The sequence below is a fragment of the Paenibacillus sp. 19GGS1-52 genome (genome assembly GCF_022369515.1).
GTDB lineage: Bacteria > Bacillota > Bacilli > Paenibacillales > Paenibacillaceae > Paenibacillus_AQ.
The window spans coordinates 3,727,005-3,740,491 of record NZ_CP059724.1 but is presented as its reverse complement, the minus strand read 5'-3'; the positions used below and the strand labels follow the sequence as shown (position 1 = coordinate 3,740,491).

The 13,487-nt window shown below is 47.2% G+C and carries 15 protein-coding genes and 2 pseudogenes; 10 read left to right on the top strand and 7 right to left on the bottom strand.

The annotated features are described in order from the left end of the window. Positions 1-23: 23 nt before the first annotated feature. Positions 24-710, top strand: coding sequence for a TetR/AcrR family transcriptional regulator (locus tag H1230_RS17495; protein WP_239711122.1), 687 nt, complete (start codon positions 24-26; stop codon positions 708-710). Positions 711-754: 44 nt separating this feature from the next. Then, on the top strand, positions 755-1,615 hold the full coding sequence (locus H1230_RS17490; protein WP_239711119.1) for a glycerophosphodiester phosphodiesterase family protein: 861 nt from the start codon (positions 755-757) through the stop codon (positions 1,613-1,615). A gap of 114 nt (positions 1,616-1,729) precedes the next feature. Here the strand turns inward: H1230_RS17490 and H1230_RS17485 are convergent, their stop codons facing one another. Both H1230_RS17485 and H1230_RS17480 read right to left on the bottom strand, forming a co-directional pair. Then, a complete protein-coding gene (locus H1230_RS17485) occupies positions 1,730-2,905 on the bottom strand; it encodes a serine hydrolase domain-containing protein (protein ID WP_239711118.1) in 1,176 nt (391 codons plus the stop codon). A 135-nt stretch (positions 2,906-3,040) separates the two neighbouring features. Beyond that, complete coding sequence (locus H1230_RS17480) at positions 3,041-4,012, bottom strand: biotin--[acetyl-CoA-carboxylase] ligase (RefSeq protein ID WP_239711115.1); 972 nt, start codon at positions 4,010-4,012, stop codon at positions 3,041-3,043. Positions 4,013-4,202: 190 nt separating this feature from the next. Between H1230_RS17480 and H1230_RS17475 the strand changes: the two genes are divergently transcribed. The 6 genes and pseudogenes from H1230_RS17475 to H1230_RS17450 form a co-directional block, all read left to right on the top strand. Beyond that, positions 4,203-4,757: a biotin transporter BioY gene (locus H1230_RS17475; protein WP_239711112.1), complete on the top strand. Its 555-nt coding sequence runs from the start codon at positions 4,203-4,205 to the stop codon at positions 4,755-4,757. A gap of 128 nt (positions 4,758-4,885) precedes the next feature. Then, positions 4,886-5,080 (top strand): hypothetical protein, encoded by a 195-nt coding sequence (locus tag H1230_RS17470; RefSeq protein WP_239711109.1) that lies wholly within the window; start codon positions 4,886-4,888, stop codon positions 5,078-5,080. Beyond that, entirely contained in the window at positions 5,058-5,867 is an 810-nt protein-coding gene (locus H1230_RS17465) for an energy-coupling factor transporter ATPase (RefSeq protein WP_239711106.1), read from the top strand. Before H1230_RS17470 ends, H1230_RS17465 begins: the two co-directional genes overlap by 23 nt. Next, the gene (locus H1230_RS17460; protein WP_239711104.1) at positions 5,852-6,712 is read left to right on the top strand and encodes an ATP-binding cassette domain-containing protein; all 861 of its coding nucleotides are present in this window, start codon (positions 5,852-5,854) and stop codon (positions 6,710-6,712) included. The genes H1230_RS17465 and H1230_RS17460 overlap by 16 nt, the downstream gene beginning before the upstream one ends. Next, positions 6,702-7,448 (top strand): energy-coupling factor transporter transmembrane component T family protein, encoded by a 747-nt coding sequence (locus H1230_RS17455; protein ID WP_239711101.1) that lies wholly within the window; start codon positions 6,702-6,704, stop codon positions 7,446-7,448. Before H1230_RS17460 ends, H1230_RS17455 begins: the two co-directional genes overlap by 11 nt. Positions 7,449-7,487: 39 nt before the next feature. Then, positions 7,488-7,715 (top strand): annotated as a pseudogene (locus tag H1230_RS17450) (nitronate monooxygenase); the annotation flags it as partial. A 323-nt stretch (positions 7,716-8,038) separates the two neighbouring features. On the opposite strand, the gene H1230_RS17445 reads toward H1230_RS17450, so the two are convergent. Further along, on the bottom strand, positions 8,039-8,698 hold the full coding sequence (locus H1230_RS17445) for an NAD-dependent epimerase/dehydratase family protein (RefSeq protein ID WP_239717388.1): 660 nt from the start codon (positions 8,696-8,698) through the stop codon (positions 8,039-8,041). On the opposite strand from H1230_RS17445, the pseudogene H1230_RS17440 reads away from it, so the two are divergent. Beyond that, positions 8,588-8,842, top strand: a pseudogene (locus tag H1230_RS17440) (MmyB family transcriptional regulator); the annotation flags it as partial. The gene H1230_RS17445 and the pseudogene H1230_RS17440 overlap by 111 nt on opposite strands. Before the next feature lie 247 nt (positions 8,843-9,089). On the opposite strand, the gene H1230_RS31540 reads toward H1230_RS17440, so the two are convergent. The 3 genes from H1230_RS31540 to H1230_RS17430 form a co-directional block, all read right to left on the bottom strand. Next, on the bottom strand, positions 9,090-9,395 hold the full coding sequence (locus H1230_RS31540; protein WP_345773440.1) for a helix-turn-helix domain-containing protein: 306 nt from the start codon (positions 9,393-9,395) through the stop codon (positions 9,090-9,092). Between the two features lie 75 nt (positions 9,396-9,470). Next, positions 9,471-10,016, bottom strand: coding sequence for an AraC family transcriptional regulator (locus tag H1230_RS31535; RefSeq protein WP_345773354.1), 546 nt, complete (start codon positions 10,014-10,016; stop codon positions 9,471-9,473). Positions 10,017-10,057: 41 nt separating this feature from the next. Then, positions 10,058-10,645 carry a TetR/AcrR family transcriptional regulator gene (locus tag H1230_RS17430; RefSeq protein WP_239711098.1) on the bottom strand — a complete coding sequence of 196 codons (588 nt, stop codon included), beginning with the start codon at positions 10,643-10,645 and terminating at the stop codon, positions 10,058-10,060. A 282-nt stretch (positions 10,646-10,927) separates the two neighbouring features. Between H1230_RS17430 and H1230_RS17425 the strand changes: the two genes are divergently transcribed. Beyond that, positions 10,928-12,037, top strand: coding sequence for an NADH:flavin oxidoreductase (locus tag H1230_RS17425; protein ID WP_239711095.1), 1,110 nt, complete (start codon positions 10,928-10,930; stop codon positions 12,035-12,037). A 209-nt stretch (positions 12,038-12,246) separates the two neighbouring features. Here H1230_RS17425 and H1230_RS17420 read toward each other — a convergent pair whose 3' ends face one another. Beyond that, positions 12,247-13,473: an MFS transporter gene (locus tag H1230_RS17420; protein WP_239711093.1), complete on the bottom strand. Its 1,227-nt coding sequence runs from the start codon at positions 13,471-13,473 to the stop codon at positions 12,247-12,249. Between the last annotated feature and the right edge of the window lie 14 nt (positions 13,474-13,487).

Genomic DNA, 13,487 nt, shown 5'->3' with positions numbered 1-13,487 from the left:
TATAATAATAGAACGGTATTCTTATGATTACAATCGGCAGATGGAGTGGAAAGCTGTTTAAACAACAGATTAGGTTATTTGATGTTTTAGAAGGGGATATTGATATGGTAAATCAGGAAGATCCAAGAGTTTTGCGCACACGACAGCTAATTAGGAAAGCATTCAGAGAATTGTTGCAGACTAAAGGATTTGATTCAATAACCATAAAAGATATCGCACATAGAGCTACCCTTAACCGTGCAACTTTTTATACTCATTATGAAGATAAATATACTTTGCTGGAAGAAATTACAGAGGAGTCTTTTCACAAGAGGATTCCTGAACAAGTAGAGAATGCGCAGGAGTTTACGGCTGAAATATGTAACGAGTTGATCTTGATGACACACCGCTACATCGTAGATTTTTACCAGATATGCAGAATGGATTCCAAATCGATTGCAACACTTGTGGATGAGAAGATAAAGAAAATGCTGCAGCAAATCATAGAATGTATATTTTTGAAAGAGAATAACTACAATATGGAAAACCGTAACCAAACAAAGATCATGGCGTCCATGACAAGCTCAGCGATCTATGGCGCTGCATATGAATGGTTAATGGTTGGAGATGACAATCGAACCGATTTACTTGTAGACATTGTTCGTCCCTATGTGATGAACGGTCTGACTTCCAATCAGGAATATAGAAAAATGAGGACGACTGAATGGTGAAAACTTATGGGTCTAAAGTTTATTTTATAGGAGTACATGTTTTATTGTTTATTTTTTTATTTTCAACACTGTACGCTTATTTTCCGTCGATTCGGGTTAAAGTTAAAGAAATTATTGATCCTGCGGAAAAAGTATATACGGTTGCCCACCGCGGTGCTTCCGGATATGCTCCTGAGAACACAATACCTGCTTTCGAGCTGGCGATCGAAATGAAGGCGGATTATATTGAACTCGACATCCACTTAACAAAGGATCATATTCCTGTCGTCATTCATGATGAGACCGTTAATCGCACAACCAACGGCATAGGATATGTGAAAAATATGACTTTAGAGCAGATTGAACGGTTTGATGCGGGGTCATGGTTCAATGAGGCGTATCCGATGTTTGCCAGAGAGAAATATGCAGGCACTCCAATTCCCACACTAGATCAGGTATTCGACACTTTTGGGCAAAACATCCACTATATCCTTGAAATCAAGGAGACTACTCCAAACAATAATATTGAAACCTTATTAAACGAATATATTACAAAATATGATGTGGAGAATGTGGTGGCTATACATTCATTCAGCGGAGCCAGTTTACGAAAGTTTCATCAAATCAATCCGGCAATTCCGTTATATCAACTCGTATGGAATGATTATACCGCAGTGAGAGTCTCAGAAGCTTATCTAGAGGACTTGAAATCGTACGCAGTCGGAATCAGTCCAAACTTTCAGGGGATCACTTCGGCTTATGTGGCACAAGTGAAGAATTCCGGACTCAAGGTGATGCCATATACGGTGAATTACCAAGTCAACATGGATAAAGCTTATCGTTGGGGTGTAGATGGAGTGTATACCAATTTCCCAGACCGTTTTCTTGAAGTCATTGAAACCAACAGAGAAAACGCTCAGTGGTAATGCAATTGGGGGCGGAGAGGGTCGTGGCTTTTTTTGGGGGAGGACCAGTTCTTATTCTTTGTTTGGGACAAGAACTGGACCCTGTTTTACTAGTGGAAAAGAGAATTCTGTTCCTTACAAGGTGCTGAACACGATATTGCGCAGCTTGCGCGTAATCGCCATCGTGCCGGCATCTCTTTTTTGGATCATAAATAGGATCGTCAAGCCGTCTTTCGGACTGTTGCTGAAATATGCGCCAAGCCAGCCGTCCCAACCGTATTCGCCTTGGCCGCCGATGATTCCGGCTTTCCCAGTGTCGGTCATGATACGCATCTGGTTGCCGTAGCTATGGCCGCATAAGGAATGCCACGTATCGAAGCCTTCTTGTTGCCGACTTGTTAAAGCAGCCGACGTCATATATCGAACTGTTCTAGGCTTCAACAACCTCACGCCATTTAAGCTGCCTTCATTCATCAGCATCGTCGTAAATTTAGCAGAATCGTCAATCGTGGACGCAAGTCCCGCCCCGCCCGACTCGAATACCGGTTCACGAACCATCTGATGGTCGATGCCAAGATGGCTTTCCGCATACAGCTTTAAGCCACCTGCACCGTCATCCTGATAGATTCGTGCAAGACGGTTTCTTTTTTCTTCAGGCAACCAGAAACCAGTATCTTTCATTTCCAGCGGCCCGAATATTTCCTTCGCCAAAAATTCACCGAACCGCATGCCGCTAACCGCTTCCACAATCGCGCTCAGGATGTCCGCCGACGTTCCGTATTGCCAATACGATCCCGGCTCGAATGAAAGGGGACCTTGGCCCAGACGGTTTGCGAATTCCATGGTGCTCATTGGGTTCTCACCGTACAACCTTCTGTCTAGTTCTTGGAACAGTGCATCCGTATGCTGCCCGGCTTTGTCGGTTCCGCCGTATACCAATCCCGAGGTCATGTTCAGCAAATCGTGAATATTGACTTCTCGGCTGACAGGCACCAGTTCGCCATTTTTCTCAACTAGTTGGTTTTTGAACCCCGGAATATAGTGGCTAACCGGATCGAACAAATCGATATCCCCACGCTCAAGCAGCATCATAACGGCAGTGGAGGTAACCGGCTTTGTCATGGAATATAAGCGAAAAATCGAATCTCTTGCGATAGGACGTCCCGACTCGATGTCGGCAAAGCCGTCATCGTGGTAAAAAACTTCGGTGCCGTCCTTGATCACCATAAAGTTAGCACCGGCGATTTCCTTGTTGTCGATACTTGCTTTCAGCGTTTTTTTCAATTGGTTGGTTAGGTTTGGCTCTAGCATGTCTCTTAAGTCTCCTTCTGTTAACAATTCACTATTGAAAATAGTAAACGCTTTCGGACAAGTTGTATAGTCCTATGGTCTAATTGATTTATGAAGTGCTAGTCGACCTGCAGGTTTGGCTGAGTATCTGCAAATTTATGTGCTGACTTCTCCGCTTGAAAGATATTCCTCGTCACCATTCTCATATCTGACTTTCAGACGACAATCGTTATCGATATCGATGGCTGTTGCCTCACGTTGTTTATTATCCTTCATCACCGTTATGGGTTTGCCAAGTAACATGATTCGTTGTCGATATTCGGAAAGAAACATTCTATCCGTTAAATGCTCATAATATCCCATAAAATGGTTTAGTACTTCTGCCACGAGCCGGTTGCGGAGATCACCATGAGGATTGCCTTCAGAAAATACAGATGTTGCAATCCCGGTAAGATCGTTAGGAAAGCCGCCCGTTGGCAGTGACACATTGATACCAATGCCGAGAACGGCATAATCAAGCCAACCGTTTTCCAGTGACATGGAAGCTTCGGTAAGGATCCCGCACACCTTTTTCCCATCCATGAATACGTCATTAACCCATTTTATTTGTGTGTCTTTACCAGATACGCTTTCGATGGCAAGAGCAACAGCGACTGCGGCAGAAGTCGTCAGAAGGATGGATTCTAGCGCCGATAGCTTTGGACGCAGTAGGATGCTCATATAGATACCCGTTCCCCTTGGAGAAAAGAATTTCCGACCCTTTCTTCCGCGGCCGGCTGTCTGCTCCTCCGAAAGAATCACTTTGCCTTCTGCTTCTCCATTTGAGGCCAGGGTTTTTATGGCTTCGTTCGTTGAAGGTATTGTCTTAAAGACTTCAACACGCAGCTTTTGTCCCTGTGTATCCAGATACTTTGAAATGGCACCAGCAGACAAAATATCCGTATGGGGCGACAGGGAATATCCTTTATTGGTCACAGCCTGTATAGAATAACCGTCCATCTGCAGCGATTTTATGGCTTTCCAGACAGCGCTGCGCGTCACGGACAAACGTCCGGCTATTTCTTCACCCGATATATATCCACCTTTGTTACCATCGAGCAAGGTTAGAATATGTTCTTTAACTGTCATGGACAAAACCCTCCAAAAGTATATCTTTCCGACCAAACCTCTTCGAATATATTAACATGCTTATATAACAATAGGAAAACTTACGTGTTTTATTTCATCTTGATTGTGAACTTAAAATATTATTATGGTTTACAATAGAGATTGCCTCCATTATAATTCAGCTTACATCTTATCTATGGAGGTCATTTTCTTGAAAACAAAAGAACTCGTGTATGCCGCATTATTCGCAGCTCTCATCGCGGTGCTCGGCATAATTCCGCCCTTGCCCCTCGGCTTTATCCCCGTTCCGATCACTGCCCAGACGCTTGGCGTCATGCTGGCCGGATGTTTTCTAGGTAAACGAATGGGCGCCCTCAGTCTAGTCGTTTTCATCATGCTTATAGCTATTGGCTTGCCGGTACTGACTGGCGGACGCGGTGGCCTGGCGGTGCTCGTTGGGCCGTCTGCTGGATACATATTCAGCTGGCCGGTCGCGGCCTGGCTCATCGGCTGGTATTCCGAAACAATCTGGCCGAAGGTCCAAACATGGAAGCTTTTAGTTGGCAATCTGATCTTTGGCGTATTGCTGGTGAATCTGATTGGCGCAACCATCATGGCATGGATAACGAATACGGCGGTCTGGGCCGGACTTGTCGGTGCGCTCGCCTTTCTTCCGGGAGACATCATCAAAGCCGTTATTGCAGCCGTCATAACGATGCAGCTTAAAGCCATCAGCCCGATTGACGAAAAAGTGCAGGCGCGGTGATATCTATGTTCGCTCAGCTTATGAGGCTGGTTCAGCAGGTTTCAAGCGGATTAAGGCATGGCGAACATACGAAATGCAACTTCGCTGTCCCGTCCGGAAACCATATGGATCGTGAGTGGTGAAATGAAATGATCATCGAGATCTCTGAGGCTGATAGGTGCCGGGCGGAGGGATTCTGTACCAATGTGGCTGATCCCGCTGCGGAAAGACAGGTTACACTTTGGCAGAAACCACAGCCCACTGCTCCTGTTACTTCCGGGCCGGAAGTTTTTTTCGAGTTATGGAAGCAGCGGAAGGAGCATGAAGAAGATGCTTGTTTTTGATCAAGTTGATTATTATTACCGGCGGGAGCATCCCGTTCTCCATCAGCTTAGCTTCGAAATTCACCAAGGCGAATTCATTTCCATCATTGGTGGGAACGGAAGCGGGAAATCCACCCTCGCCAAGTTAATGAACGGACTACTGCAGCCAAGAGAAGGACAAGTAAAGCTGGAGCATTTGAATACCCTGAACCCTGATGATCTCGGAAAGATTCGTGAGCGGGTCGGACTGGTTTTTCAAAATCCTGACGATCAATTCATCACGACATCTGTTCTGGATGAAGTTGTCTTCGGACTAGAGAATTTGCGCGTACCCAGAGATGAAATGCCCCATCGGGTGAACAAGGCACTACAAGCCGTTAATATGGAAGATTATGCAAAAGCAATGCCGCATCAATTATCAGGCGGTCAGAAACAGCGAGTTGCGATTGCGGCCGTTGTGGCGATGGAACCTTCGATTATGATTTTTGATGAAGCGACCTCCATGCTGGATCCACAGGGGAGAAGAGACATCCTTGAGGTGATGCATACCCTTCACCAGCAAGGTCTGACGATCATCCATATCACTCATCATATGGACGAAATTCTTTCAGCTGATCGCGTTCTACTTCTAAGTAAAGGAGAAATTGCTTTCGACGGAACACCGTCTGCCTTATTCAGCAGCGTGTCCATGGCCGAATATCAGCTCACTTTTCCTTTTGCGGTAAGACTACATCAAGCGCTCGGGTTAAACGCCCCTTTATGCGCGGACTGGAAGGAGACGATCACCAGCTTATGGCCTATGAGTTGAATGACGTAAGTGTAAGAATAAACGGAGAAGAAATTCTACAAGCGGTAAGCTGTACCCTTCAGGAGGGGAAATGGATTTCGATCATTGGCCAAACTGGAGCCGGAAAGTCCACCTTTGCTCAAGTGATAAAGGGGTTAATTCCTTTCTATAGAGGCAAATATACACATAATCGGCAGCCTCTGCCGAGGGACGGTAAAGGAACAATAAAGATCGTTCCGCAAATCGGTTATGTATTTCAGTATCCAGAGCACCAGATTTTCGAAACGACGGTTTATAAAGAGCTGGCCTTTGCTCTCAAAATGAAGGGGGAATCACCAGATAGATTAGAGGAAGCCCTCAAAATGGTTATGGGACGGATGGGACTCTCCGAAGAGCTTCTCAAGCAGAACCCGTTCCAGCTTAGCGGAGGACTTAAGCGGCTTGTCGCTATCGCTTCCGTGTTGATTGCCGAACCTGAATTGCTTATTCTCGATGAGCCGACGGCCGGTCTTGATCCTGTAAGACGGACAGCGCTGCTGAAGCAGCTTAAAGCATGGCAGAGGGAGAAGAATCGGACGGTGCTGTTCATCTCTCATCAGATTGAGGATGTTGCCGACTATTCGGACGAGGTGATGATCTTTAAAAAGGGGGGATTGTTGGCACATATGGATGCGAATGAACTTTTCCTGAAGCGTACAGCGCTCATGGAGCAAGCCGGACTGCCTTTGCCGGAGCCCATTCAGCTCCTAAGAATGATTGAGGCGTTATCCGGCCGAATTCTTGAGCCTGCAAGCTGTAGGGAAGAAGATATTATGCAGCAGGTAAGGTTAGCCTGGCAGTCAAGAGGTCTCGAAAATGATGGATAATATCATCTGGGGACAGTATATCAATTCAGACTCGATGATCCACCGGCTTGACCCCCGAACCAAGCTGTTAAGCGTCCTTGCGTTTACACTTTGCTGCCTTACACTCCAAACCTTAGGCGGATATGTTGCGGCGACTGTCCTGGTGGGAGGACAACTGCTGTTGTCCAGAGTTCCGGTTCGTAAGTTTTTTAGAGGATTGCAACCGATTCTTTTCATCTTGTCGTTTACCTTTGTCTATCATCTCTTAGTCACCCAAGAAGGGATAGAAAGCGGAGTCTTCGTTGTCTGGCGTATTCTATTGCTTGTTTCGCTTGCTTCTGTACTGACATTGACAACAAAACCGCTGGATCTGGCAAAAGGTCTGGAACAACTGTTTAAGCCGTTATCCCGCTTTGGAATTCCAGTAGAAGCTTTTGCACTGATGCTAATGATTGCAATCCGGTTCATCCCAACGATTACCCAGGAGCTGAACCGCATTCTTCTGGCCCAAAAGGCCAGAGGGTATGATATCAAGTCTGCTAAAGGTCATAGACAGGTATTTGCCTATATGTTGTTAGTGGTTCCGCTGCTCATAACGACGATTCAACGGGCGGAGCAGCTGGCTATGACGATTGATGCAAGGGCTTACGGGAACGGAAAGGGCCGCACTTCATATAGGGTCCTGAAATTTTCGCAAATGGATTATGCAGCCGGTGGAATCATGCTTGCATTTGTTCTACTGATCCCTTACCTATAGCGTAGTTATCGATTTGATCACCTTATCGGAGGATTAGATATGAATTGGAATACCATAATAACCGATATGCTGAAGATCCAGTATCCCATCCTGCAAGGTGGACTAGCTTATCTGGCTTATGCAGAACTTGCAGCTGCTGTTTCCAATACCGGTGGTTTCTGACAGGTTACGGCGATAAGTCTCCCAGATGTTCAGTCTTTGCGGAGGGAAATCCGGCGTGCACGAGTGTTAACCAACAAACCTTTTGGTGTTAACTTTTCCATTGGCATGTTTCGTAATGACCACCTGAAGATGATTTAGGCTGCCATGGAAGAGGAAATCTAATTATAGATGTTCCAACCGTCTCTGAGTTAATCGAACGAATGGTTCAAGAGACGGAGAATAGAAGTTGCAAATGGGGAAAACTAAGCGAATACACAAGTAGACGCTAACACTATACAAGCAAAAAGTTGCCTGATCCTATCTCGCTTCGCAATAATATAGAAATAGCGGCAGTCTAGGACTTAGGAAATATAGTCTTAGGCTGCCGCTGCTATTATTGAGCTAACGTTCCATAATAATTCAATGGATCCAGCGGATGCCTCAATTTGTTAAAGTGCACCAGCATCTCTTGCCGTATAGAACGACGGGAAAATCGGCCGATAATTTAATTCGTTTCTTATACGTGTAGTATCAACGACCATGTCCCATGGATCAAAATCCTGCTCTTCTGACGAAATTTCGCTATCGCTATTATTTAGCTGCAATAACTCCGCAACGGAGATCGGCGCATCGTCGCCAACATTGTAAATTCGGCCATCAATACCTGGTGTGGAAGCTGCGAGCAGCAGGGCTTGGCTAACATCTGCATGGTGCGCCATATGCATTCGTTTGGCTGGATGCCATTTGCTGGCAAACGGCATGAATTCAGCAATATGCGGATCTCCATCACCATAGACAAAGGGAAGCCGTACGATGCGCAGTCCTAATCCCTGTTCGCGATGAAGCTGCAGCAGCGCCTCTTCGGCTTCAACTTTGGATTGAGGGTAAGGAAAGGCGGGTCTCGGTGGATGAGGTTTTTTTTGACGGACACGAACAATAAGGATTGGGAAGCCAAGGCACAGGTCATCATTGCACGCTTTCGTGCGGATTACGCACACTTCCCTAATGATCCGAGATTTAAGGAGCTTATTGACGAATTTATGCAGACCAGCCAGCTGTTTCGCGAGACTTGGCCGCTGCATGATGTTCAGGTCGTAAACGATTGCCACAAACGGTTGTACGATAATCGTATCGGAGAGATGGAGTTTCAACATGTGACCTTGCAACCGCCAACCCATCCGGATCTGAAGATCATGATTTATACGGCTTCAATGGATACGGCGGCGCGTTTGCGAAGTTTAATGAATATCTGATCTTCCCTGGCTTGATGATGATTCTTTGCCTAAAGTGCTCAAAGGAGCCGCACCTCGAGTAAATCGAGCTGTGGCTCCTTTTTGTTCAATTTATTTGGAAGCACGCGGGATCGGAAGTTTCAGTCCGACGGATGCTGCTCCTTCTGCAATCCCCTTCGGATCAGAATTTTTAACCATCGGGTCGACACGAGGGGTCTATGAAGCTTCCTATCTTCAAAAAAAGAGCGCAATAGGCTATAACTGCCCATCACACTCTTTCCTTATCAAGTCCTTTAAGCCGCTTCATATCTTCTCTGGGCGGAGCGCCAAACATCCGGGAGTACTCACGACTGAATTGCGTCGGACTTTCATAGCCAACCTGAAATGCAGCATCTGCGGCGTTCGCTGACTCGGATATTAACAGACGCCGGGCTTCCTGAAGCCTCAGTTGCTTTTGAAATTGAACTGGGCTCATAGCGGTTATTTCTTTAAAGTGCCTATAGAACGATGGAACACTCATCTTAGCGAGATCCGCTAGATCCTGGGTGCGAAAAGAGTCCTGAAAATGATGCAGGCTATGCTCAATTGCATTTTGATATGAATGGTTGGACTCCCATCCGTTACGATTTGTCTTAAGGAGTCTCCGTGCTCACCGTGTAGTACTTTGTATAAAATTTCTTTTGTAAACAGCGGAGGCCAGCACATGAATATCGGCCGGTTTATCCATTAGACGAACAAGCCTCACAATAGCATCTAACATGGATACATCCAATTCGGCAACCTTCATCCCACGTTTTGATATGCCTCTGGAGTTCACCTTTAGCTCGTCATCGGTTAATAGCTCTAAAATATGACCGGGAGTAAACTCAATTTTACAGGTCAAGTTGGGAAATTCGGAGGATGCTTCCCGCACTTCGGCGATAATCGGTAAATCCATAGAGGCTACAAGGTAATTCGAAGAACCATAGCTGAAGCAATCTTCTCCAAGTATTACATCTTTCATGCCCTGAACAACGATACAGAGCAATGGGTTGGAGAGTCTGTAGGGTGGCCCGGTCACGGCGGGATGATGGGGGGGAGAATAACGAGAGAAGCTTAGGGATGGGATTTCAGTAGGCTGAGGGCCATCTCTGTTGGTATGACGTTCAACGAGTTCAGCAAGCTCTTTTTGCAGATGATTGATGGGTTCGGACATAAGACCCTCCTGTAACATTCCTTATACTTCAAGTCCTAACTCTAATGCGGACTAAACATGTGGAACCCTCCGGTGATTAGCGGCATTACTTGTTCGGCCAGCTCGGAGGAGGACTCTGTTCTTCCCTCCAGGTTCCAGCGGTAGGTTATTCCATATAGAGACCAGCTTAACAGGGTGGCTGCGGTTCCGAGGGACTTCAAATCTGCAGCGGCGGCGGATCTGGAGATCAGTTGAAGGATCAGTTTCTCGAGATGCAGCTTGATATTCTCTTCAAGTAAGAGCGCCACTGAATCGTATTTTTTAAAACAGTGGTGGCTTGTTTCATGATAATTGCATAATGCCACAATAAGCTCTTGAAGTGTCTTCTCTGTCAAGGGTCCTTCCGTATCGACTTTATAAAGTACCATATTCGTAAACGCATCTAACAAAAAAGCTTCGAATAATGCATATTTATCCGGGAAATGAGCATAGAAGGTCGCACGGTTAATCGTAGCTGCTTTGGTAATGTCACCGACGGTTATCGAGTTGAAGTCCATACTATTCAATTGCTGGACGAAGGCGTCCAGAATTAATTGACGTGTCCGAATGACACGCGGGTCGTTTGGATTGGGGGGAAGTACACCAGCCATCCTTGAACACTCCTTTTAAGTAAAGATAATAATCTTCTTATTATAAACATGGGTTGAATAGACAACAATTATTATCTTCCAATGCGACAGTTTTTTCTACTTCTTGCTTAAGCAACAACTTGGGTAGATTGTTGGTTGAAGCGCAGACTGGAGCTTGTTACTATTGCACTCATACCCGCTTTGACAATAATCATTGAACCTTAAAGCGTATGCTTCCGAAGCCCTTTTGTTCGAAGCAGATTCAAGTGGAGCCAACGCTCAAAACTATAGGAGGCGTTATTCTTGACTAAACAACAGCAGCAAATTCATACACTGGAGGCCTTATTTGCACCGTATACGGTTCATCAATTAACTATACCTAACCGGATTGTCATGTCGCCGATGGCGCGTGCTTTTTCACCCGAGGGTGTGCCGGGAGAGGATACTGCCGCCTATTACCGGCGCCGCGCAGAGAACGGAGTGGGTCTCATCATCACCGTAGGCATGATTGACCATCCGGCTGCAACAAGTGAGCCGGGACTGCCTAGTATCTTTGGCGAAGCCGCTCTGAACGGCTGGCGTGAAGTGGTCAGACAGGTTCATGAGGCTGGCGGTGTTATTTTTCCGCAAGTGTCGCATATGGGGATGATTCGTCCCATGGGTTCCCAGCCTTACCCGGACGCTCCGTCAATTGGGCCATCTGGATTGGATATGCAGGGGAACAAAGTAAGCGAGCCGATGACGGAAGAAGAAATTGCTAAGGTCATTCAGGCCTATGCCGATGCGGCAGTGAATGCACAACAGGTTGGCTTCGATGGGATTGAGCTTTCCGCAGGCCATGGCTTACTGATCGATCAATTCTTCTGGGAAAAAACCAATCAGCGAACGGATCACTATGGCGGCGATTTCTTGAAGCGCACCCGATTTGCAGCCGAGATTGTCCAGGCCGTCCGCGCTGCAGTTGGACCGAATTATCCAATTGCTATGCGGCTGTCTCAGTGGAAAATGGGGGATTACACGGCTCGACTGGTGAATACACCGGAGCAGCTAGAGCAATTCCTGGATGTGCTGGTGAAAGCAGGAGTGGACATCTTCCATGTCTCGACACGTAGATTCTGGGACCCGGAATTTGCAGGCTCCGAGCTTGGCCTTGCCGGATGGGTGAAGAAGCTTACCGGAAAAACAACGATTGCCGTTGGTTCTGTAGGCATGGATAATGATCCCGCAGAAGGAGAGGAGGCAGACCACCAAGGGTTGGAGGAGCTGCTGAAGCGGCTGGACAATCAAGAGTTTGATCTGGTGGCTGTCGGACGCGCGCTCCTGGCTGATCCAGCATGGGCAAAGAAAATCCAGGAGGGCCGGATGGAGGACATTCAAGCCTTTACTCCTGAGGCGGCAGCCAATCTGTATTGATTGCATGCTCATCAAAAGAAGGTAACATAAGAGAACAAACAAGAAGTAATGATTGCAAGAACAAACAATAAGGCTGCCAATCGGCAGCCTTATTGTTTACGTTTATTATCTATTAGAACTACCTATAATAATTCAATTTTGAAGCTATTGACTACCTTGACTCTCTTAGGTTCGGTATGTATATAACCCTCGATATTCCGGTCCCTGACTTAGCCTTCCTCTGCCCTATACGTCTTCTGGGTCCGGAGAACGGGGAAGAGCCAGAACATCCAAATCACGGAGATGGCGAGAGTGCCGAGCCCGCCGATAACGGTTGCAGGCACGGCACCAACCAGACCCGCCATGGTGCCGGACTCAAATTCTCCCAGCTGGTTCGAGGTGCCGATGAATAGCGAATTGACTGCGTTAACTCGGCCCTGCATCTCCTGAGGCGTGTTAACCTGAACAAGTGTCGAGCGGATAACGACACTTACGACATCGGAAGCGCCGATAAGAACCAGTGCGAAGAGTGATAGCCAGATGTTGTGGGAGACGCCGAACAAGATCGTCGCCAAGGCGAATACGACAAGTGAGGCAAACAGCATCTTGCCGATAGCTCTCTCCACCGAAAATCGGGTGAGGATCAGCGAGACGAAGATCGCGCCGACCGCCGGTGCGGTGCGCAGCAGGCCGAGACCAAGCGAACCAGTCTTCAGGATATCTTCGGCGAAGATCGGCAGCAGTGCAGTCGCGCCGCCAAGCAGCACGGCGAACAGGTCGAGCGAAATGGTACCGAGAATGATTTTGCGAGCGAATACAAACCGCAGTCCACTGAGGAAAGTATCCATGTTGACGGCATCTAGTTTCTTCACGAAATGAACGGTCTTGACAAAGAAAATCAGCACGGTCGATACCAGGAGTGCGACCAGCGATGCAAAGTAGGCGGCGGAAATGCCCCAGATGACGAGCACACCTCCGAGTGACGGGCCCACAATCATCGCCGTCTGCATCGCCGAGGCAGACCATGCAGCCGCTTTCGGCAGCTGTTCGCGTTCCACAATGTCAGGTACAAGCGCTGCCGAAGCTGGACCTTCAAAGGTACGGGACGCGCCGAGAAGGGCAGCAGCGACCAACAGATGAACCGAACCAAGCCAGCCTTGTATACTACCTAGAACCAGCAGCAGAACGACGACGCTCTCTATCATCTGACAGAGATAGACGATGGTGCGCCGGTCGTAGCGGTCCGCAGTCTGCCCGGCTGGCAGCGTCAGCAGCAGCATAGGTAGGAATTGTGCCAAGCCGACGAGGCCAAGTTGGAAGGCGCTATCGGTCAGCGCATACATCTGCCAGCCGATGGTGACGGACAGCATTTGAAAAGCGCTGGTTGAGAAAATCCGTGCAATCCATAAGCGTAAGAATGATCGGTTATGGAGTACGGACGATCCTTTTTCATTCAATGTAAGTCATCCTT